This is a genomic window from Acidovorax sp. SRB_24 (assembly GCF_012931925.1).
Window position 1 is genome coordinate 1 of the sequence record NZ_MWOM01000001.1, and the last position, 20,336, is coordinate 20,336.

The 20,336-nt window shown below is 67.5% G+C and carries 19 protein-coding genes; 10 read left to right on the forward strand and 9 right to left on the reverse strand.

Annotated elements, in window-relative coordinates; genetic code table 11:
* Window positions 1–481: FimV family protein (locus tag B2J89_RS00005; RefSeq protein WP_371809011.1), on the reverse strand; the 481-nt coding region annotated here is incomplete at its 3' end.
* Between B2J89_RS00005 and B2J89_RS00010 the strand changes: the two genes are divergently transcribed.
* The 5 genes from B2J89_RS00010 to B2J89_RS00030 all read left to right on the forward strand — a co-directional run bounded on the left by B2J89_RS00010 (window position 480) and on the right by B2J89_RS00030 (window position 6,137).
* Window positions 480–2,000, forward strand: a complete 1,521-nt coding sequence (locus B2J89_RS00010; RefSeq protein WP_169167179.1) for a 3-hydroxyacyl-CoA dehydrogenase — start codon at window positions 480–482, stop codon at window positions 1,998–2,000. The genes B2J89_RS00005 and B2J89_RS00010 overlap by 2 nt on opposite strands.
* A gap of 43 nt (window positions 2,001–2,043) precedes the next feature.
* On the forward strand, window positions 2,044–2,820 hold the full coding sequence (locus B2J89_RS00015) for an oxepin-CoA hydrolase, alternative type (protein ID WP_169167180.1): 777 nt from the start codon (window positions 2,044–2,046) through the stop codon (window positions 2,818–2,820).
* A gap of 195 nt (window positions 2,821–3,015) precedes the next feature.
* Window positions 3,016–3,735 (forward strand): Crp/Fnr family transcriptional regulator, encoded by a 720-nt coding sequence (locus B2J89_RS00020; protein WP_169167181.1) that lies wholly within the window; start codon window positions 3,016–3,018, stop codon window positions 3,733–3,735.
* A gap of 6 nt (window positions 3,736–3,741) precedes the next feature.
* Window positions 3,742–4,827, forward strand: coding sequence for a phosphotransferase (locus tag B2J89_RS00025; protein ID WP_169167182.1), 1,086 nt, complete (start codon window positions 3,742–3,744; stop codon window positions 4,825–4,827).
* A 35-nt stretch (window positions 4,828–4,862) separates the two neighbouring features.
* On the forward strand, window positions 4,863–6,137 hold the full coding sequence (locus tag B2J89_RS00030) for an acyl-CoA dehydrogenase family protein (RefSeq protein WP_169167183.1): 1,275 nt from the start codon (window positions 4,863–4,865) through the stop codon (window positions 6,135–6,137).
* 134 nt (window positions 6,138–6,271) lie between these two features.
* Here B2J89_RS00030 and cls read toward each other — a convergent pair whose 3' ends face one another.
* Together cls and B2J89_RS00040 are read right to left on the reverse strand one after the other, a co-directional pair.
* Window positions 6,272–7,687 carry a cardiolipin synthase gene (gene cls, locus B2J89_RS00035; protein ID WP_169167184.1) on the reverse strand — a complete coding sequence of 472 codons (1,416 nt, stop codon included), beginning with the start codon at window positions 7,685–7,687 and terminating at the stop codon, window positions 6,272–6,274.
* Window positions 7,688–7,904: 217 nt separating this feature from the next.
* Window positions 7,905–9,266, reverse strand: a complete 1,362-nt coding sequence (locus B2J89_RS00040) for a TIGR03862 family flavoprotein (RefSeq protein ID WP_169167185.1) — start codon at window positions 9,264–9,266, stop codon at window positions 7,905–7,907.
* Between the two features lie 142 nt (window positions 9,267–9,408).
* Here B2J89_RS00040 and trxA point away from each other — a divergent pair, with 142 nt between their 5' ends.
* From trxA to B2J89_RS00065, 5 genes are all read left to right on the forward strand, one after another.
* A complete protein-coding gene (gene trxA, locus B2J89_RS00045) occupies window positions 9,409–9,741 on the forward strand; it encodes a thioredoxin TrxA (protein ID WP_169167186.1) in 333 nt (110 codons plus the stop codon).
* Window positions 9,742–10,006: 265 nt separating this feature from the next.
* Window positions 10,007–11,269 carry a transcription termination factor Rho gene (rho, locus tag B2J89_RS00050; protein WP_169167187.1) on the forward strand — a complete coding sequence of 421 codons (1,263 nt, stop codon included), beginning with the start codon at window positions 10,007–10,009 and terminating at the stop codon, window positions 11,267–11,269.
* 121 nt (window positions 11,270–11,390) lie between these two features.
* A complete protein-coding gene (locus B2J89_RS00055; protein WP_169167188.1) occupies window positions 11,391–11,648 on the forward strand; it encodes a type B 50S ribosomal protein L31 in 258 nt (85 codons plus the stop codon).
* Window positions 11,649–11,745: 97 nt separating this feature from the next.
* Window positions 11,746–13,449, forward strand: coding sequence for a hypothetical protein (locus tag B2J89_RS00060; RefSeq protein WP_169167189.1), 1,704 nt, complete (start codon window positions 11,746–11,748; stop codon window positions 13,447–13,449).
* The gene (locus tag B2J89_RS00065) at window positions 13,450–14,790 is read left to right on the forward strand and encodes an MATE family efflux transporter (protein WP_169167190.1); all 1,341 of its coding nucleotides are present in this window, start codon (window positions 13,450–13,452) and stop codon (window positions 14,788–14,790) included. It abuts the gene before it with no gap.
* Here the strand turns inward: B2J89_RS00065 and phoR are convergent.
* The 6 genes from phoR to pstC are packed head-to-tail and all read right to left on the reverse strand — an operon-like array spanning window position 14,771 to window position 20,320.
* The gene (phoR, locus tag B2J89_RS00070; protein ID WP_169167191.1) at window positions 14,771–16,135 is read right to left on the reverse strand and encodes a phosphate regulon sensor histidine kinase PhoR; all 1,365 of its coding nucleotides are present in this window, start codon (window positions 16,133–16,135) and stop codon (window positions 14,771–14,773) included. The genes B2J89_RS00065 and phoR overlap by 20 nt on opposite strands.
* Window positions 16,136–16,178: 43 nt before the next feature.
* Window positions 16,179–16,886 carry a phosphate regulon transcriptional regulator PhoB gene (gene phoB / locus B2J89_RS00075; RefSeq protein WP_169167192.1) on the reverse strand — a complete coding sequence of 236 codons (708 nt, stop codon included), beginning with the start codon at window positions 16,884–16,886 and terminating at the stop codon, window positions 16,179–16,181.
* A gap of 16 nt (window positions 16,887–16,902) precedes the next feature.
* Window positions 16,903–17,604, reverse strand: a complete 702-nt coding sequence (gene phoU / locus B2J89_RS00080) for a phosphate signaling complex protein PhoU (protein ID WP_169167193.1) — start codon at window positions 17,602–17,604, stop codon at window positions 16,903–16,905.
* 11 nt (window positions 17,605–17,615) lie between these two features.
* Entirely contained in the window at window positions 17,616–18,395 is a 780-nt protein-coding gene (gene pstB, locus B2J89_RS22435) for a phosphate ABC transporter ATP-binding protein PstB (protein ID WP_169633160.1), read from the reverse strand.
* Window positions 18,396–18,410: 15 nt separating this feature from the next.
* Complete coding sequence (pstA, locus tag B2J89_RS22440; RefSeq protein WP_169633159.1) at window positions 18,411–19,295, reverse strand: phosphate ABC transporter permease PstA; 885 nt, start codon at window positions 19,293–19,295, stop codon at window positions 18,411–18,413.
* A complete protein-coding gene (pstC, locus tag B2J89_RS00090) occupies window positions 19,292–20,320 on the reverse strand; it encodes a phosphate ABC transporter permease PstC (protein WP_371736053.1) in 1,029 nt (342 codons plus the stop codon). Before pstC ends, pstA begins: the two co-directional genes overlap by 4 nt.
* Window positions 20,321–20,336: the final 16 nt, after the last annotated feature.

Genomic DNA, 20,336 nt, shown 5'->3' on the forward strand with positions numbered 1-20,336 from the left:
AGGGAATGGCGACCGGCGCCGTGCCGGCAGCCACGCTGGCCGGCAGCTCGGCAAAGAAGTGGTAGGTGCGCGCGATGGCGCCCGAGCAGCCGGCGGTCAGGCGCACCGTCAATACCGGTTCATTGACCACGACCGATGAGCGCACGCGCACCGTGGGCGCCTGTCCAGCCACAACGGGCTGGAATGCCAGGCGCAGGCGCGCGCTGTCGATTTGGGTTTCGCCCTGCAGGGCATCGGCGGCGAAACAGGCCGCATCGAGGCCGACACCGGGATCGGTGCGGACTTCGAAGACGAGATCGATCGGCTGGCCCAGCACCACCCGGCCCTGGGCAGGGCCCAGCGACAGCGCAGACGCATGACCTGCCGCCAGACCCCAACCAATCCCGATTAATGCGTTACTGAATTTCACATTTATTTCTGATATTTCGTCAGCATTCTTGCATACGTCGATTGGCGCGGGCCACAGAGATAATGCCGCCATGACTATCGAATTTTCCACCGTAGGCGTCGTTGGCTCTGGGGCCATGGGACGCGGCATCGCCCAGATCGCAGCCCAGGCGGGCAGCCAGGTCTGGTTGCACGACGTGTCTCCCGGCGCCGCCGAGGCCGCGCGCAGCAGCATCCAGGCCCAGTGGCAGCGGCTTGCAGACAAAGGGCGGATGGAGGCCGCCCAGGTGGCCGAGCTGGGCCAGCGGCTGCACATCGCCGGCGGCATGGCCGACTTGGCGCCGTGCACGCTGGTGGTCGAGGCCATCGTCGAGCGGCTGGACGCCAAGCAGGCCCTGTTTGCCGCGCTGGAGGGCGTGCTGGCCCCCGGCGCCGTGCTCGCCACCAACACCTCTTCGCTGTCGGTCACCGCCATCGGCGCCGGCCTGAAGCGCCCCGAGCGCCTAGCGGGCTTTCACTTCTTCAACCCCGTGCCCCTGATGAAGGTGGTCGAAGTGGTGGCTGGCCTGCAGACCGACCCGGCCGTCTGCACCGCATTGGCGCGCTTTGCGCAGCAAATGGGCCACACGCCCGTGCAGGCGCAGGACACGCCGGGCTTCATCGTCAACCACGCGGGCCGCGGCTTTGGCACCGAGGCGCTGCGCATCGTCAGCGAAGGCGTGGCGGACTTCGCCACCATCGACCGCATCCTGCGCGACCAGGCCGGCTTCAAGCTCGGCCCGTTCGAACTGATGGACCTGACCGCGCTCGACGTGTCGCACCCGGTCATGGAGTCGATCTACCGCCAGTACTACGACGAGCCGCGCTTTCGCCCCAGCCCCATCACCGCCCAGCGGCTGGCCGGCGGCATGCTGGGCAAGAAGACCGGCGCCGGGTTTTACCGCTACGCCGATGGCGTGGCGCAGCTGCCCGCGGAGCCGGCCACCCCGGTCGTGGCAGAGATCCCGCCCATCTGGGTGTCGCCGCGCGCGGCGCGCCGTGCCGAGCTCTACCATCTGCTCAAGGACCTGGGCGCGCCCATCGAGACCGGCACCTCGCCCTCGCCCACGGCACTGACCCTGGTGGCGCCGCTCGGGTTTGACGTGACCACCGTGGCCGTGGTCGAACGGCTCGACCCGGCGCGCACCATCGGCATCGACATGCTGATCGACGACGCCAGCACGCGCCGGCGCGTGCTGGCCACGAACCCGGCCACGCGCGTGGACATCCGCAACGCCGCGCACGCGCTGTTCGCGCGCGACGGCAAGGCCGTGAGCGTCATTCGCGACAGCGGCGGCTTCGTCACGCAGCGCGTGGTGGCGACTATCGTCAACATCGCCAGCGACATCTGCCAGCAAGGCATCTGCAGCCCCAAGGACCTCGAAACCGCCGTCACGCTGGGCCTGGGCTACCCGATGGGGCCGCTGGCGATGGGCAACCGTTGGGGGCCGACCAACATCCTCGAAGTGCTGTTCAACCTGCAGACCGTCTACGGCGACCCGCGCTACCGCCCCAGCCCCTGGCTGCGCCGGCGCGGCGCCATCGGCCTGAGCCTGCTGCACGAAGAAGAGTGATGCGCGCCGAAGCACCGCGCCCACCCCACCGCCCACCCCGCCCATGCCCGCAGAACTCCACAGCACCAGCGAGGGCCAGACCCTCGTCCTGACCCTGAGCAACCCGGGCCTGCGCAACGCGCTCGACCCGGCCCTGTACGCCGCCGGCGTCGAGGCGCTCAACGGCTGCGAGCGCAGCGCCGACGTGCGCTGCGTGGTCATCACCGGCGCAGGCGGCATGTTCAGCGCGGGCGACGACCTGCACCGCCTGCAGGCCCACCGCGCGCTGGGCGCCGAGGTGCCGGCGCAAAGCCTCGACGGGCTGAACCACTGGATCGAAACCCTGCGCACCTACCCCAAGCCCGTGATTGCAGCGGTCGAGGGCGCGGCGGCGGGAGCGGCCTTCTCGCTCGCGCTGGCCTGCGACCTGATCGTGGCCGGGCGCGACGCGGTGTTTTCGACGGCCTACAGCCGCGTGGGCCTGTCGCCCGACGGCGGCGCGAGCTGGAGCCTGGCGCAGGCGCTGCCGCGCCAGCTCGCGGCCGAGCTGCTGCTGTGCGGCGACGGCATCGCGGCCGAGCGGCTGCACGCGCTCGGCGTGGTCAACCGCCTGGCCGCGCCCGGCCAGGCCCTGGCCGCAGCCCTGGCCCTGGCGCACGAACTCAACGCCCGCGCGCCCAACGCGCTGGCCAGCGCCAAGGAGCTGCTGGCCGAGGCGCCGCAGCAGACCCTGGCCGAGCAGCTGGCGGCCGAGCGCGCGCACTTTCTGCGCAATCTCTACCACCCGCATGCCGGCGAAGGCATCGCCGCGTTCCTCGAAAAGCGCGCTGCGCGCTACTGAATAAATAGCTCCTCGCGCTTACACCATAAGCGCCAGAGGCCTATTCATTCAAACTCCGGAAAACCTGGCCGGCACCGCCCACGCGGCGCGGCGGGCCGGCAGGGCGCGCCAGGCACGCTGGCGACAGGCCGCGCCACGCCGCGCCGGTCCCCCGCGTGACAATGAAGCCCTCCCCAGTCACCCACAAGACAGCCCATGGACGACCCGATTCTTACCATCGATGAACGTGAAGCGATCAACTCCGGTCGCTGGTTTTCTTCCCTCTCCCCCTCCCTACGCCACGACATACTGCGATGCGCCTACGTCAAACGCCACAAGGATGGCAGCCTCATCGCTGCACGCGGCGACCCGCCCGAGGAGTGGGTGGCCTGCGCCAAGGGCGCGGTGCGCGTGAGTTCGACCTCGATCTCGGGCAAGCAGATCACGCTGACCTATGTCGAGCCGGGCATCTGGTTTGGCGACGTCTCGATCTTCGACGGCGACCGGCGCACGCACGATGCCTATGCGCACGGCGACACGACCACGCTGTGCGTTGCCAAGGCCGACTTCAAGAAGATCCTCGACACGCATGTCGAGCTCTACGACGCACTCTTGCGCCTGCATGCGCGGCGCATCCGCCAGCTCTACGGCCTGGTCGAAGACCTCAACACGCTGCCGCTGCGCGCGCGCCTGGCCAAGCAGCTGCTGCACCTGGTGCGCAGCTACGGCATTCCCAGCCTGGCGCACGGCGACGAGGTGCGCATCGGCCTGCAGCTGGCGCAGGAAGAGCTGGCGCAGTTGCTGGGCGCCTCGCGCCAGCGCGTTAACCAGGAACTCAAGGCCATGGAGCGCGAGGACACCATCCGCATCGAGCCGGGCGGCCTGGTGGTGCGCGACCGCAGCGCCCTGATGCGCATCACTGAAATGGAGCACTGAATCCCCATGGGCAATTTCGACCACTTCATCGGCACCCGGGCGGTCTCGGGATCGCACGCGTTTGACACCGCCGCCCTGAGCGCCTGGCTCGCGCAGCACCTCGAAGGCTTTGCCGGCCCGCTGGAGGTCGAGATGTTCAAGGGCGGGCAGTCCAACCCGACCTACAAGCTCAACACGCCGGGCAAGAGCTATGTGATGCGCTCCAAGCCCGGCCCGGTGGCCAAGCTGCTGCCCTCGGCGCACGCGGTCGAGCGCGAATTTGCCGTGATGCGCGGCCTGCACGGCACCGGCGTGCCCGTGCCGCAGATGCATGTGCTGTGCGAGGACGAGACCGTGATCGGGCGCGCCTTCTACATCATGGAGTTCATGCAGGGCCGCGTGCTCTGGGACCAGGCCCTGCCGGGCATGGCGCCGGCCGAGCGCGGCGCCATCTACGACGAGATGAACCGCGTCATCGCCGCGCTGCACACCGTGCCGTTTGCCGAGCGCGGCCTGGCCGGCTACGGCAAGCCGGGCAACTACTTCGATCGCCAGATCGGGCGCTGGAGCAAGCAATACCTCGCCTCGGTCACCCAGCCCATCCCCGAGATGGACCGGCTGATGGAATGGCTGCCCGCGCACATGCCGGCGAGCGCGCGCGATGAAAGCAAGGTGTCCATCGTGCACGGCGACTACCGCCTCGACAACCTCATGTTCCACGCAACCGAGCCGCGCGTGATCGCCGTGCTCGACTGGGAGCTGTCCACGCTGGGCCACCCGCTGGCCGACTTCAGCTACCACTGCATGGCCTGGAACATCCCGACCGGCATGTTCCGCGGCATCGGCGGGCTGGACCTGGCGTCGCTGGGCATTCCGAGCGAGGACGACTACATCGCGCGCTACTGCGAGCGCACGGGCCTGGCCACGCCGCGGGAGCTGCGCGCCGACTGGAACTTCTACATGGCCTACAACATGTTCCGCATCGCCGCCATCCTGCAGGGCATCGCCAAGCGCGTGGAGGCGGGTACGGCGTCGAGCGCGCAGGCCAAGGCCTCGGGCGAAGGCGCGCGGCCCATGGCCGAGCTGGCCTGGGCCTTTGCGCGGCGCGGCTGAGCCGCAGGCCACCCATTTTTTTCACGGAGGACCCCATGGACTTTGACTATTCACCCAAAACCAAGGAGCTGCAGGCCCGGCTGCTCCAGTTCATGGACGCGCACATCTACCCTGCCGAAGCCCAGTACACCGCCGAACTGGCCGCCAACACGGCGGCGGGAAAGCGCTGGAGCGCGCTGTCCACCATCGAAAACCTCAAGCCCAAGGCCCAGGCCGCCGGCCTGTGGAACCTGTTCCTGCCGGTCGACAGCGCCGCCGCCTCGGGCTACGAGGGCGCGGGCCTGACCAACCAGGAATACGCGCCGCTGGCCGAAATCATGGGCCGCGTGCCGTGGGCCAGCGAGGTGTTCAACTGCTCGGCACCCGACACCGGCAACATGGAGACCATCGCGCGCTATGGCGACGAAGCCAACAAGGCGCGCTGGCTCAAGCCCCTGCTCGAAGGCAAGATCCGCTCGGCCTTCGCCATGACCGAGCCCGACGTGGCGTCGAGCGACGCCACCAATATCGAAACGCGCATCGAACGCCAGGGCGACGAGTACGTCATCAACGGCCGCAAGTGGTGGATCTCGGGCGCCGCCGACCCGCGCTGCGCGGTGTTCGTCACCATGGGCAAGACCGACCCCGAGGCCGCGCGCCACTCGCAGCAAAGCATGGTGCTGGTGCCCGCCGACACCCAGGGCATCACCATCATCCGCCCGCTCAACGTGTTCGGCTACGACGACGCGCCGCACGGCCACGTCGAGATGACTTTCGAGAACGTGCGCGTGCCGGTCAGCAACATCCTGCTGGGCGAGGGCCGCGGCTTCGAGATCGCCCAAGGGCGCCTGGGCCCCGGGCGCATCCACCACTGCATGCGCCTGATCGGCCTGGCCGAGCGCGCGCTCGAACTGATGTGCAAGCGCGCCAGCAGCCGCACCGCGTTTGGCAAGACCGTGGCCCAGCAGACGGTGACGCAGGAGCGCATCGCCGAAGCGCGCTGCAAGATCGACATGGCCCGCCTGCTCACGCTCAAGGCCGCCTGGCTGATGGACACCGCCGGCAACAAGGTCGCGCGCACCGAGATCGCCATGATCAAGGTGGTGGCGCCGAGCATGGCGTGTCAAGTGATCGACTGGGCCATGCAGGTGCATGGCGGGGGCGGCATGTGCGACGACTTCCCGCTGGCCTACGCCTACGCGGGCGCGCGCACGCTGCGCTTTGCCGACGGCCCCGACGAAGTGCACCGCAACGCCATCGCCAAGTGGGAGCTGGGCAAGTACGGCGCCTACGGCAGCGACGCGGGCGTCCCCGTGACGCGCGGCGCCTGAGCCTTCCCGTCGCACCCGGCCCCGGCCGGGCGGCCCGGCAAAAACCCCTGGCGCTGCCACAGCCCAGGGGTTTTCATTTTTGATAGCTGCCAGCGCTTGCCAGTCCAGCGTTTGAAGCACTTTTCGCTCATATTTCAGAGCCAGTATTCCCACAGCCGCGCAAAGCCCTCCTGGAAGCGCAGGTGCAGCGGCCGGCGCTCCCACTGCTCCAGCGTCACCGCGTCCGACGCCGCCAGGTCCTTGCGGAACATCGCGTCCACCTGCTGGCCGAACTCCGTGCCCAGCACCACAGCATTGAGCTCGTGGTTGTGCAGGAAGCTGCGCCAGTCGAGGTTGGTCGAACCCACCGTGGCCCACACACCATCGACCAGCGCGGTCTTGGAATGCAGCACGCGCCCGCGCCGCTCGTAGATTTTCACGCCCGCGCGCAGCAGTTGGCCGTAGTAGTTGCGCCCGGCATGGAACACCAGCCACGAGTCGGTCTGGCTCGGCAGGATCAGTGTCACCTCGACGCCGCGCCGCGCCGCCCCTTCAAGCGCCGCGAGCAGCTGCGGGTCGGGTGCGAAATAGGCATTGGTGATCTGTATGCTGGTTTCGGCACTGTCAATGGCCGACAGCAGCGTGGCGTAGATCAGGCTGAAAGGCTCCTCGGGCGAGCTGCCAATGGCGCGCACGACGTCGTGCCCGACACGCTGGGGCTCCGGAAACCACTGCCGCACCTCAAGCGGATCACCGCCCTGCTGCACCCAGGTCGCCAGGAACAGCTTTTGCAGCTCGGCCACGACCGGCCCCTCCAGCTGCAGATCGGTGTCGCGCCAGGCGAGCTGGCCATTGGGGCGCGCAGGCCTGAGCCCCTTGAACGAACCGCTCGAATACACGCCGCTGATATTGATGCCGCCGAGGAACGCGGTCCGGCCGTCCACGACCAGCAGTTTGCGGTGGTCGCGCTGGTTCAACTCCCACTGCTTGCGCGCCATCAGCGGATTGATCGGGTTGAATTCGAGCACGCGCACGCCAGCGTCGGCCATTTGCGCAAAGAAGTCCGTGGGCGTGCGTATGGTGCCGACGCTGTCGCGGATCAGATTGACCTGCACACCCTCGCGCTGCTTGGCCACCAGCGCGCTGGCAAACCGCTGGCCAACCTCGTCGTCGTCGAAGATGTAGGTCTCCATGTGGATGTGGTCGCGCGCGCCCTCGATGGCGGCGAGCATCGCGGTGTAGGTCGCGGGTCCATCGCGCAGCAGCTGCACGCGGTTGCCGGTGGTGAGCGGGCTGCCGACGATGGCCTCTTCGAGCGCCAGGTGGCGTTCGAAGATGTCGGTGTTCGGGCTGCGGCTGCGCAGGCGATCGAGCACGGCCTTGCTTTGCGCGGCCGACAGCGGGCCCTGCACGCCCTCAAGCAGCACAGTATTGGCGGGCCGGGCCAGGTCTGGCACGACCCTGGGCAGGCTGCTGCAGGCGCTCACGCCCAGCAGGCAGCAGGCCGCCAGGGCACGCAGCGCGCGCCATGCGGCTGGCAGCTGTGCGCGAATCGGGAAAGAAGGCAACATGCGCAGTCCTTGTCGAAGCGGTCCGGAAAGCAAAAAACTTTCGTCCCGAGATGCATCTTAGGACGTGCGCAGGGCCTTTTCAGCAGGGCACTCCCAAGCCGGGCACATGCGCTTGCCCGGCAGCCCAGCCACGGCCCGCGGCACGCCTTGCATTTCGCTCTTGGCGCGCTGCCTGAACACGCCCACCGCTTTCAAGCGGCCCGGTCCTGCCGCCGCGTCAGGCGTCCCCTGCGCCGCGCTGTGCCTGCAGCCAGTGCGCCGCGCCCTGCCCGGCCTTCCACCCTGTGGCCATGCAGGCGGTGAGCAGGTAGCCGCCTGTGGGTGCCTCCCAGTCGATCATTTCTCCGGCGCAGAACACGCCGGGCAGCGCGTCCAGCATGAGCTGTTCATCGAGCGCCTCGAAGGCCACACCGCCGGCCGTGCTGATGGCTTCGTCGAGCGGGCGGGCGGCCACCACGGTGACCGGCAGCGCCTTGATGGCGGCGGCCAGGCGCGCTGCATCGGCCACCCCCTCCTTGCCCAGCTGCTCGTAGAGGATCGCCATCTTGATGCCGTCGAGCCCCAGGCGGCTCTTGAGATGGCTGGACAGCGAGCGGGTGCCGCGCGGATGGCGCACCTCGGCCAACACGCGCTCGGGCGAGTGGTCGGGCAGCAGGTCCAGCGCGAAGGTGGCGCTGCCGTGGGCCTCTATTTCATCGCGCAGCAGCGCCGACACGGCATAGATGAGGCTGCCTTCCACGCCCGTAGCAGTGGCCACGAATTCGCCGCGCCGGCTGAAATGGCGCCCCGCGCTGTCCGTGAACGCAAGGGCCACCGACTTGAAGGGCTGCCCCGCAAAGCGCTCGGTGAAGTGCGGCGTCCATCCGACGGCCGGGGCCATGCCCTGGCCCACGAGCTCCTTGAGAAACGCGCGGCGGGTCTCGCCCGCGGGTTCCAGGCCCTGCCCGAACACGTCAAAGCCGCAGTTGGCCGGCCGCAAGGCGGACACCGCAATGGCACGCGCCGCCAGCCAGGGCGCCCAGGCGCCGTCCGAGCCCAGGCGTGCCCAGCTCGCGCCCCCGAGCGCCAGCACCGTGGTGCGTGCGGTCACCCGCACGCTGCCGGCGGGCGCCGTGAATTGCAGTGCGCCGCTGTCGTCCCATCCCGTCCAGCGGTGGCGCATGTGAAAGCGCACGCCCAGGCCGCGCAGGCGCTGCAGCCAGGCCCGCAGCAGGGGGGCTGCCTTCAGGTCGGCAGGGAAGACGCGGCCCGAGGTCCCGACGAAGGTGTCGATGCCCAGCCCGTGGGCCCAGGCGCGCACCTGCGGCGCGCCGAAATGCTCCAGCAACGGTGCAATCCAGGCCTGCCGCTCGCCATAGCGCGTGGCAAAGGCGTCCTGGGGTTCTGCGTGCGTGAGGTTCAGGCCGCCCTTGCCCGCCAGCAGAAATTTGCGCCCCACGGTGGGCATGGCATCAAACAGGTGCACCGCCAGGCCGGCTTGCGCCAGGGTCTCTGCGGCCATCAGCCCGGCGGGCCCGGCGCCGATGACGGCCGCCTCGCAGGTGAAGGGGGCGGATTCGGAGGAAATTAGGGTGTTCATGGTTGGATGTGCGCCTGCGCCACGGGCATTTTTTGCTATCACGCTCATAGCGCTCAGCCCTAGGGCCACTGCGGTGCAGACGCTGGTTTCTGTCACAATGACCGCACTTTATCCCGACCGCCCCCCATCTAAGGAAAGCGCCATGGCAAGCGAACTGATCAAACACCTTTCTGACACCAGCTTTGAAGCCGACGTGCTGCAAGCCGCCACCCCCGTGCTGGTGGATTACTGGGCCGAATGGTGCGGCCCGTGCAAGATGATCGCGCCGATCCTCGACGAAGTCGCGGGCGCCTACCAGGGCAAGCTCACGATCGCCAAGATGAACGTCGACGAGAACCGCGAAATCCCCGCCAAGTTCGGCATTCGCGGCATTCCCACGCTGATGCTGTTCAAGGACGGCCAGCTCGCAGCGACCAAGGTCGGCGCCATGAGCAAGGCGCAACTGACGGCCTTCATCGACCAGCAATTGGCCTGATACCGCGTCCTTGCTGTCCGCTGCGCCCCTGCCGGTGCAGTGGATGCCCAGCCCCATCCCTCCCGCACTCCCCAGCATTTACGGTGCATCGTCCCAGCGACAACCCAGGCCCACCACTTTTCCTGTCATAATCTGCGCTGATCACGGGCTCGCACGCATTGGCAGCCCTTTCGAGATCCCAGGCATGCCGGGGCTGCAAACAGCAGCCACTCCAGCACCTCGCCTTCCCCCCTGATTCACACCAGCTCCGCCAAGGAGTCACCCCATGCACCTCAACGAACTCAAGGCACTGCACGTGTCTGAAGTCCTCAAGCAGGCCGAAGAGCTTGAAATCGAAAACGGCGGCCGCATGCGCAAGCAGGAATTGATGTTTGCCATCATCAAGAAGCGCGCCAAGGCGGGGGAGCAGATCTTTGCCGACGGCGTGCTCGAAATCCTGCCCGACGGCTTTGGATTCTTGCGCAGCCCCGACACCAGCTACACCGCCAGCACCGACGACATCTACATCTCGCCCAGCCAGGTGCGCCGATTCAATCTGCACACGGGCGACATGATCGAAGGCGAAGTGCGCACGCCCAAGGACGGCGAGCGCTACTTCGCCCTGACCAAGCTCGACAAGGTCAACGACGGCCCGCCCGAGCAGAACAAGCACAAGGTGATGTTCGAAAACCTGACGCCGCTGTTCCCCAAGGAGCAGATGCGCCTGGAGCGCGAAGTCAAGAGCGAAGAGAACATCACCGGCCGCATCATCGACATCATTGCGCCCATCGGCCGCGGCCAGCGTGCCCTGATCGTCGCCCCGCCCAAGAGCGGAAAGACGGTGATGATGCAACACATCGCCCACGCCATCACGGCCAACAACCCCGACGTGCACCTGATGGTGCTGCTGGTGGACGAGCGCCCTGAAGAAGTGACCGAAATGCAGCGCACGGTCAAGGGCGAGATCATCGCCTCCACATTCGACGAGCCCGCCGCGCGCCACGTGCACGTGGCCGAGATGGTGATCGAGCGCGCCAAGCGCCTGGTCGAACTCAAGAAGGACGTGGTGATCCTGCTGGACTCGATCACCCGCCTGGCCCGTGCCTACAACAACGTGGTGCCCTCGTCGGGCAAGGTGCTCTCGGGCGGTGTCGATGCTGCAGCGCTGCAGCGCCCCAAGCGCTTCTTCGGCGCCGCGCGCAAGGTCGAGGAAGGCGGTTCGCTGACCATCATCGCCACGGCGCTGGTCGACACCGGCAGCCGCATGGACGAGGTGATCTTTGAAGAGTTCAAGGGCACCGGCAACTGCGAGATCCACCTGAACCGCCGCCTGTACGAAAAGCGCGTATTCCCCGCCATCGAGCTCAACAAGAGCGGCACGCGCCGCGAAGAGTTGCTGCTGGCGCCCGAGATCCTGCAGAAGACCCGCATCCTGCGCCAGTTCATGTACAACATGGACGAGATCGAGTCGATGGAACTGATGATCAAGAACATGAAATCCACCAAGAGCAATGTGGAGTTCTTCGACATGATGCGCCGCGGTGGCTGAGCCTTGCTCAGGTGTGCAATAATCGAGGGCTTTTTCTGCGGAAAGTACGCACAATGCTCACCGGCGCAAGGGTTGCACCGGGTTGTGCACGGCTACCGCACTTGACCCATAAGGATTGATCATGAAAGAAGGCATTCACCCCAACTACCGCGAAGTTTGCTTCCAGGACATGTCCAACGGCTTCAAGTTCGTGACCCGTTCTTGCGTGAACAGCAAGGAAATGATCAAGATGGAAGACGGTCGCGAACTGCCGCTGTTCAAGCTGGATACCACCAGCGAATCGCACCCCTTCTACACCGGCACGCAAAAGTCGGTGGACAACATGGGTGGCCGCGTGGAACGCTTCCGCAACCGCTTCGGCAAGACCGCGGCGAAGTAAACCCCGCTTCTCCCGCCAAAAAGGCAGCCCGGGCAACCGCGCTGCCTTTTTGTTTGCGTTTATTCTCGACCGGACCTCCATTTGCCCCTTTGAGCGCGTGAACCTGCCTACCCCTGCCATCGTCCCCCAAAGCGCCGTGCGCCGGCTGCCGCGCTGGGCACTGCTGCTGCTGTGCCTGGCCTACATCGTTCCCGGCTTCGTGGGGCGCGATCCCTGGCGTGGTGCCGACATGGCCGCCACGGGCTACATGCTGGAGCTGGCGCAGGAGCGCAGCAGCTGGTGGGCACCGCTGCTGGGCGGCATGCCCCCCGACACCGACGGCCTGCTGCCCTACTGGATGGGCGCCTGGGCCATGCAGCTCGCCCCGTCAGGCATTTCGCCAGAACTGGCGGCGCGCCTGCCGTTTGCCGCCTTGCTCGCGCTGACGCTGGTGGCGACCTGGTACGGCGTGTACTGCCTGGCGCGCAGCCCGGGAGCGCAGCCCGTGGCCTTCGCGTTTGGCGGCGAAGCCCAGCCCCGGGACTACGCACGCGCCATGGCCGACGGCGGCCTGCTGGCGCTGCTGGCCTGCCTGGGTCTGGCGCAGCCCTCGCACGAAGCCACGTCCTACCTGACCCAGCTGTGCTGCACGGCGCTGGTGTTCTTTGCGCTCGCGGCTGCGCCGTACCGCACCGCCGCCCCGCTGCTGGCGCTGGTAGCGGGCCTGGCGGGCCTGGTGCTCAGCGGCGCGCCGGCGCTGGCGCTGCTGTATGCGCTGGGCGGCGCGGCGCTGTGCCTGTGCTCGCCCGCCAGCAGCGGCCAGCCCCAGCGGCAACTGCGCGCCATGGGCCTGGTTTTGCTGGCAGCGGCACTGGCAGCGGCCGTCCTGGCGTGGTCGCTGCAGCTGTGGCGCTGGCGCATCGACAGCGCCTATGACGACCCCAGCGAGTGGGCCAGTTTTGCGCGCTTGCTGCTGTGGTTTTGCTGGCCCGCCTGGCCACTGGCGCTGTGGACGCTGTGGCGCTGGCGCAAACAGATTGCCAGCCGCCAGCTCCACCGCCACCTCCTGCTGCCGCTGTGGTTCGCCCTGGTGGCCGTGGCCGCGGCGTTCACTACGCAGCCATCGGACCGCGCGCTGCTGCTCGGTCTGCCTGCCATGGCGACCCTGGCGGCGTTTGCGCTGCCCACGCTGCGCCGCAGCGTGGCGGCGCTGATCGACTGGTTCACCCTGCTGTTCTTCTCTGCCTCGGCCATTGCCATCTGGGTGGTCTGGACTTCCACGCAAACCGGCGTGCCGGCCCAGCCTGCGGCCAACGTGGCCAAGCTCGCGCCGGGCTTTGTACCGGAATTTTCGGCCTTCACGCTGGCCGTGGCCCTTGCGGCCACCGCGGCCTGGTGTGCGCTGGTGGCCTGGCGTACCGGCCGCCACCGCGCCGCGATCTGGAAGAGCCTGGTGCTGCCTGCCGCCGGCGCCACGCTGGGGTGGCTGCTGCTGCTGACGCTGTGGCTGCCCATGCTCAACTATGCCCGCAGCGATGCGCCGCAGGTCCAGAGCATCCTGCAGGTGGTCGGACAGCCGCCCTGCGTGCTCGGCGCAGGGCTCAACCGCAGCCAGATCGCAGCGCTGCGCTACCACGGCAAGCTCATCGTGCAGCCGGCCGAAGGCACGGCGCACTGCCCCTGGCTGCTGGTGGCGGACCGCCGTACCCCCAGCGCGCCATCAGCCGGTGTGGATGGGCAGCAGTGGACACTGGCGGCCCAGCTCGCGCGCCCGACCGACAGGAGCGACTTCATCTGGGTGTACCGGCGCAGTAGCCCCTGAATGTCCGAGCGCGGCACCCTCATCCGCCACGCGCTCACCGTGCTGGCTGGGCAACTGGCCGTCATGGCGTTCGGCGTCACCGACACCATCGTGGCGGGCCGGCATTCCGAGGCTTCGCTGGCGGCGCTGTCCATCGGTTCGGCCATTTTCGTGAGCGTCTATGTCGCCCTGATGGGCGTGCTGCAGGCCCTGCTGCCGGTGTGGGCCGAGCAGCGCGGTGCCAAGGCGCCCGCCCGCATGGGCGCGTCTTTCCGCCAGGCCCTGTACCTGTGCGCGATGGCGTCGGCGCTGGGCATGGCCCTCCTGCTCTCTCCCGCTGCCGTGCTCGAATGGACCAGCGTGCCGCCTGCCCTGCGCACGCCGGTGACCCAGTACCTGGCCGTGCTGGCGCTGGCCCTGCCGCCGGCCTTGCTGTTCCGCATGTTCAGCACACTCACCCAGGCGCTGGGCCACCCGCAGCTGGTCACCTGGCTGCAATTGGCCTCGCTGTTCATCAAGCTGCCGCTCTCGGTCTGGTTCACGTTTGGCGGTGCCGGCGTGCCGTCGCTGGGCGCCGTCGGCTGTGCCTGGGCCACGCTGGCGGTCAATTACGCCATGCTGGGCCTGGGGGTGTGGCTGCTGCGCACGCAGGAGCTGTATGGCCCACTGCGCATCTGGCAGCGCATGGAGCGCCCCGACTGGCGGCAGATCGGTGCGCTGGCGCGGCTGGGCATACCGGCAGGCCTGGCGGTCACGGTCGAGGTCACCTCGTTCACGCTGATGGCGCTGTTCATCGCACGCCAGGGCATGCTGGCATCGGCAAGCCACCAGATCGCGGCCAACCTGGCCGCCGTGCTCTACATGGTGCCGCTGTCGCTGGCGATTGCGGCCAGCGCGCGCGTGGGGTTTTGGCGCGGCGCGGGCGACGACGACCGGGCACGCGCCGCAGCCTGGATGGGATTTCGGCTTGCAGCGCTGATGGGCATTGGGCTCTCAGCTCTGTTATTCATAGCAAGAGGCCGCATTGCAGCGGTCTATTCGCCACAGGCAGAGGTGATTGCGCTCACGGCACAGCTGCTGGTGTGGGTGGCGCTGTACCACCTGGCCGACGCCGTGCAGACGGTGTGCGTGTTTGTGCTGCGCTGCTACCGCATCACGGTGGCGCCCCTGTTGGTGTATGGCGTCTTGCTGTGGGGCGGTGGCCTGGGCCTGGGGTATGTGCTCGCCTACCGGGGCCTGGGCGCCTGGGCGCCGCGGCCCTCGCCCGCGCCGTTCTGGGCTACCAGCGCGTTGGCGCTGGCGGTCACGGCGGTGTTCTTCACGGGAATGCTGCGGCGCGCGGTCAGGCCGCAGCCGCGCTGACGACACCCGGTAGTTGGGGAACGCTCAGCCGGTTGGCCGGGAAATGCACGGAAAAGGTCGCGCCCTTTCCGGGCACGCTCTCGATCTGCAACGAAGCGCCATGGCGCTGCAGCACATGCTTGACGATGGCCAGCCCCAAACCCGTGCCGCCGGTCTCGCGCGAGCGGCTGCGGTCCACACGATAAAAGCGCTCGGTCAGGCGCGGGATGTGCACGGGATCGATGCCCGGGCCGGTGTCGGCCACCGAAAACACCGCCCCGCCATCGGGCGCCCGGGTCCACGACACCCGGATCGTGCCGGGGGTCGGTGTGTAGCGCACCGCATTGCCGACCAGGTTCGACAGCGCGCTTTGCAGCTCGGCCGGAACACCTGCGATCTCTCCGAGGCTCTGCAGCACCTGCGGCGGCGGAAACTCGAGTGCATGCACGCGCCGGGGTTCGGGCGCCAGCAGGGCCGACAGCGCGCGCGCCTCGTCCTCGCAGGCCCGCAGCAGCTGTGCCACAGGCGTCCACTCGGCCAGACCGGGCAACGGGCTGCCTTCCAGGCGCGAGAGCGCCAGCAGGCCACTGACCACGCTTTGCATGCGCGCCGCCTGCTGCGCCATCAGTGCCAGGTAGCGCTGCTGCTCCTCGGACGGCAGGGCCAGTGTCTGCAATGTTTCGACAAAGCCGCTGAGCACGGTCAGCGGGGTGCGGATCTCGTGCGAGACGTTGGCGACAAAATCGCGCCGCATGGCGTCGGCCTGCTCCAGCGTCGTCACATCGCGCGACAGCAGCAGGCTGCGTCCCTGGCCATAGGGGTGCAGCTGCACCGACAGGCGCACCGGGCGCGAGGGCGTGCTTTGCCGGCCCGCGATCACCACGGCCGAGGCGAAGTCACGTCCGGCGTAGTAGGCGCTGAAATCGGGGTGGCGCACCAGGTTGCCAATCGACTGCAGCAGATCGCGCTCGGCATCGATGCCGAAATGCGCCGCTGCGATCTGGTTGCACCACTCGATGCAGCCTTCGGCGTTGAGCAAAATCACGCCGTTGGGCGAAGCCTGCAGCGCAGACAGCACTTCCTGCAGGCGCTGCTCGCTTTCTTGCACCTGGCCCTGCATCTGCCGCAGCAGGCGGCGCACCCGGTCGCTGGCCTCGCCCCACAGGCCGTAAAGGCGGGGTGCCTGCGCCAGGTCACCATGGCGCAGCCAGCGCAAGACGCGCCCACCGCGCACCATGTCCCAGACAAACCAGATCCACGCCGCCGCCGCTGCGCCCACGGCCGCGCCCCATGGCCCTGCCTTCCACCAGCCCACCAGCCCACCCGCGAGTTGCCACGACAAGAAAACCACAAAGCGAAAGAACATAGAGGCCTGGACGGATAGAAAAAACGGCGGCAGGCCCAGCCGTTCAGGCCCGCGCCAGCGCCTGCGGCTGCGCCGTGAGGCGGTAGCCTGCGCCACGCACCGTCTCGACCATCACACTGCCCCCACCCAGCGACTCGCGCAGGCGCTTGACGTGCACATCCACGGTGCGTTCCTCGATGAACACATGGTCGCCCCACACCTTGTCGAGCAGCTGCGAGCGGCTGTGCACGCGCTCGGCATGCTTCATCAGGAAGTGCAGCAGCTTGAATTCGGTCGGCCCGACCTTGAGCGCCTGGCCCTCGAACGTGACGCGGTGCGTGGCCGCATCGAGCGCCAGGGCGCCGATGGCCACGCTGTCGGCCACCTGCTCGGGCGCACGCCGGCGCAGCACGGCGCGGATGCGCGCCAGCAACTCCTGGGTGGAAAACGGCTTCGTGATGTAGTCGTCCGCGCCAGCGTCCAGGCCTGCCACCTTGTCGGGTTCGTCGCCGCGCGCGGTCAGCATCAGGATGGGCACGGCCTTGGTGCGGCCATCCGCGCGCCACTTGCGCGCCAGCTGCAGGCCGCTCTGGCCCGGCAGCATCCAGTCGAGCAGGATCACGTCGGGCAGCACGGCATCGAGCTCGCGCTGCGCCGACTCGCCGTCCTCCGACCAGATGGGGGAAAAACCGTTGTGGCGCAGGTTGACGGCGATCAGCTCGGCAATCGCGGGCTCGTCTTCGACGATCAGGACGCGGGGCAACTTTTTCATGGGTGTCGGCCGACCTTCACAGTACGGCCGATTCGATCTGGTCGAGCGAGGTGTGGCGCACGTCCTTGCCCTCGACCAGGTAAATGATCAGCTCGGCCATGTTCTTGGAATGGTCGCCGATGCGCTCGATGGCCTTGGCCAGGAACAGCAGGTCAAGGCTGGCCGAAATGGTGCGCGGGTCTTCCATCATGTAGGTGATGAGCTTGCGCACGAAGCCGTCGAACTCTTCGTCGATCAGGTCATCTTCCCGCAGAATCGCCACCGCCGCCTTGGTATCGAGGCGCGCAAAGGCATCGAGCGCCTTGCGCAGCAGGCCCGAGGCCAGATCGGCCGCCACGCGCAGGTCCATGGTGGGCAGCGAGCGCGGTGCGCCACCCTCGATGATGGACTGCACCATGCGCCCCATCTTGTGCGCCTCGTCGCCCATGCGCTCGAGGTTGGCCGTGGCCTTGGAGAACGCCATCAACAGGCGCAAATCGCGCGCCGTCGGTTGGCGCCGGGCGATGATGGTGGAGAGTTCATGATCGATCTCGACCTCCATGGCGTTGACGCGGCTCTCCAGCGCCACCACCTGCTGCACGGCCTCGAGGCTAAAGTGCGACAGCGCATAGATCGCGTGCTGGATCTGCGACTCCACCAGACCGCCGAGCTCCATGACCCGCGCCGAGATGTTCTTGAGTTCGCTGTCGAACTGCGATGAGAGGTGTTTTTCAGCCATGCCAATCCCTTTCAGCCAAAACGGCCGGTAATGTAGTCCTCGGTCTCCTTGCGCTGGGGCTTGAAGAACATCTGCTCGGTTTCGCCGAACTCCATCAGGTCGCCCAGGTACATGTAGGCCGTGTAGTCGCTGCAGCGCGCCGCCTGCTGCATGTTGTGCGTCACGATCACCACTGTGTACTCGCTCTTGAGCTCGGCGATCAGTTCCTCGATCTTGGCGGTGGAAATCGGGTCCAGCGCCGAGCACGGCTCGTCGAGCAGCAGCACCTCGGGCTTGATGGCAATGCCGCGCGCAATGCACAGGCGCTGCTGCTGCCCGCCCGACAGGCCCGAGCCGCTCTGGGCCAGCTTGTCCTTGACTTCGTTCCACAGCGCGGCCTTGCGCAGGGCCCACTCGACGCGGTCGTCCATGTCGGTGGCGTTGAGGTTCTCGAACAGCTTCACGCCAAAGGCGATGTTGTCGTAGATCGACATCGGAAACGGCGTGGGCTTCTGGAACACCATGCCGATCTTGGCGCGGATCAGCGCCACATCCTGTTTGCTGGTCAGCAGGTTTTCGCCGTCCAGCACGATCTGGCCTTCGGCGCGCTGCTCGGGATAGAGCTCGAACATGCGGTTGAAGGTGCGCAGCAGCGTGGACTTGCCGCAGCCCGAGGGCCCGATGAACGCGGTCACCTTGTTCTCGGGAATATCGAGGTTGATGCCCTTCAAGGCATGGAACTTGCCGTAGTAGAAATTGAGGTCGCGCACCGTGATCTTGGGGGCGCTTGTCGCTTTGGGGCTGGGGGACATGGAAGCTTCCTTGTTTTATTTCTGGCGCGTGAGAACGCGCGCCAGAATGTTGAGCCCGAGCACGGTCACGGTGATCAGGAACACGCCCGCCCATGCCAATTGCTGCCAGTTTTCGTAGGGGCTCATCGCAAATTTGAAGATGGTCACCGGCAGGCTGGCCATGGGCTTGGACAGGTCGGAGTTCCAGAACTGGTTGTTCAGCGCGGTAAACAGCAGCGGCGCGGTTTCACCCGCAATGCGCGCCACGGCCAGCAGCACACCCGTGATCACGCCGGCCCGCGCCGCGCGCAGGGTCACCAGCGTGATCACCCTCCACTTGGGCGCGCCCAGGGCATAGGCGGCCTCGCGCAAGCTGGCCGGCACCAGCACGAGCATGTTCTCGGTGGTGCGAATGACCACCGGAATCACGATCAGCGCCAGGGCCACGATGCCCGCATAGCCCGAGAAGCTGCGAAAGCGCGCCACCACCACGGCGTAGACGAACAGGCCGATCACGATGCTGGGCGCCGACAGCAGGATGTCGTTGACGAAGCGCGTGACCGACGCGAGCCAGCCGCGGGGGTCGTATTCCGCCAGGTACACGCCGGCCATGATGCCGATCGGCGTGCCGATGAAAGTCGCCATCAGCACCATGACGAACGAGCCAAAAATGGCGTTCGAGATGCCGCCGACCTCGTTGGGCGGAGGCGTCATCTCGGTGAACAGGGCCAGGCTCAGGCCGCCCAGGCCCAGGCGCACGGTCTCCCACAGGATCCAGACGAGCCAGAACACGCCGAACACCATGGCCGCCAGCGACAACGCCAGGGCAACGCGGTTGACGCGCTTGCGCCGCGCATACATGGCCTGCCGCGCGCGGGTCTGCTCGGCGGCGGAGATCAGCTTCTGTGCCGTGCCGCTCATGCGCGCGCTCCTTCGTTCTTTTGCAGGCGGGCCAGCAGCACCTTGGACAGCGCGAGCACCACAAAGGTGATGAAAAACAGCACCAGGCCCAGGTAGATCAGCGACGCCTGGTGCAGGCCCTCGGCCGCCTCGGCAAACTCGTTGGCCAGCGCCGATGTGATGCTGTTGGCGGCCTCGAACACCGACAGCGAATTGAGCTGGTTCATGTTGCCGATGACAAACGTCACCGCCATGGTCTCGCCCAGCGCACGCCCGAGCCCGAGCATGATGCCGCCCAGCACTCCCGTCTTGGTATAGGGCAGCACCACCTTCCACACCACCTCCCAGGTGGTCGAGCCCAGTCCATAGGCCGACTCCTTGAGCAGCGGCGGCGTCACCTCGAACACGTCGCGCATCACGGCGGCGATGAACGGGATGATCATGATCGCGAGGATGATGCCCGCCGACAGCACGCCGATGCCCACCGGCGGACCCGACACGAAGGCCCCCAGGAAGGGCACGCCCGACAGCAGGCTCTGCAGGGGCTGCTGCACAAAACGCGCCAAGATGGGGCCGAATACCATCAGGCCCCACATGCCGTACACGATCGACGGCACCGCCGCCAGCAGTTCGATGGCGGTCCCCAGGGGACGCTTGAGCCAGGCCGGCGACAGCTCGGTCAGAAACAGGGCGATGCCGAAACTCACCGGCACCGCGATCAACAAGGCAATGAACGACGTGACCAGCGTGCCATAAATCATGACCAGGCCGCCATAGTCATTCTGCACAGGGTCCCACACGCTGCGCGTGAGAAAGCCCAGGCCATACTTTTCGATGGAGGGCCAGGCACCGATGACCAGCGACGTAAGGATGCCCAGCAGCAGCGCCAGCGTCAGCAGCGCCGCGCACCGGGCCAACAGACCGAACAGCTTGTCTGCCAGCCCGCCCGAAATGAGCGGCCGCGGCCGGGGAGGCGCGGTCTTCACCGCGCCTGTCCCGGCGATGTCGGGAGGCGGAATCTGGTGGGCGGGCAGTGGTGTGGACACGTCGGTGCCTTGAAAG

Bases quoted from the DNA above. Each gene is read 5' to 3' on its own strand.
- B2J89_RS00010 (WP_169167179.1), top strand. From the start codon at position 480: ATGACTATCGAATTTTCCACCGTAGGCGTCGTTGGCTCTGGGGCCATG.
- B2J89_RS00015 (WP_169167180.1), top strand. From the start codon at position 2,044: ATGCCCGCAGAACTCCACAGCACCAGCGAGGGCCAGACCCTCGTCCTG.
- B2J89_RS00020 (WP_169167181.1), top strand. From the start codon at position 3,016: ATGGACGACCCGATTCTTACCATCGATGAACGTGAAGCGATCAACTCC.
- B2J89_RS00025 (WP_169167182.1), top strand. From the start codon at position 3,742: ATGGGCAATTTCGACCACTTCATCGGCACCCGGGCGGTCTCGGGATCG.
- B2J89_RS00030 (WP_169167183.1), top strand. From the start codon at position 4,863: ATGGACTTTGACTATTCACCCAAAACCAAGGAGCTGCAGGCCCGGCTG.
- cls (WP_169167184.1), bottom strand. From the start codon at position 7,687: ATGTTGCCTTCTTTCCCGATTCGCGCACAGCTGCCAGCCGCATGGCGC.
- B2J89_RS00040 (WP_169167185.1), bottom strand. From the start codon at position 9,266: ATGAACACCCTAATTTCCTCCGAATCCGCCCCCTTCACCTGCGAGGCG.
- trxA (WP_169167186.1), top strand. From the start codon at position 9,409: ATGGCAAGCGAACTGATCAAACACCTTTCTGACACCAGCTTTGAAGCC.
- rho (WP_169167187.1), top strand. From the start codon at position 10,007: ATGCACCTCAACGAACTCAAGGCACTGCACGTGTCTGAAGTCCTCAAG.
- B2J89_RS00055 (WP_169167188.1), top strand. From the start codon at position 11,391: ATGAAAGAAGGCATTCACCCCAACTACCGCGAAGTTTGCTTCCAGGAC.
- B2J89_RS00065 (WP_169167190.1), top strand. From the start codon at position 13,450: ATGTCCGAGCGCGGCACCCTCATCCGCCACGCGCTCACCGTGCTGGCT.
- phoR (WP_169167191.1), bottom strand. From the start codon at position 16,135: ATGTTCTTTCGCTTTGTGGTTTTCTTGTCGTGGCAACTCGCGGGTGGG.
- phoB (WP_169167192.1), bottom strand. From the start codon at position 16,886: ATGAAAAAGTTGCCCCGCGTCCTGATCGTCGAAGACGAGCCCGCGATT.
- phoU (WP_169167193.1), bottom strand. From the start codon at position 17,604: ATGGCTGAAAAACACCTCTCATCGCAGTTCGACAGCGAACTCAAGAAC.
- pstB (WP_169633160.1), bottom strand. From the start codon at position 18,395: ATGTCCCCCAGCCCCAAAGCGACAAGCGCCCCCAAGATCACGGTGCGC.
- pstA (WP_169633159.1), bottom strand. From the start codon at position 19,295: ATGAGCGGCACGGCACAGAAGCTGATCTCCGCCGCCGAGCAGACCCGC.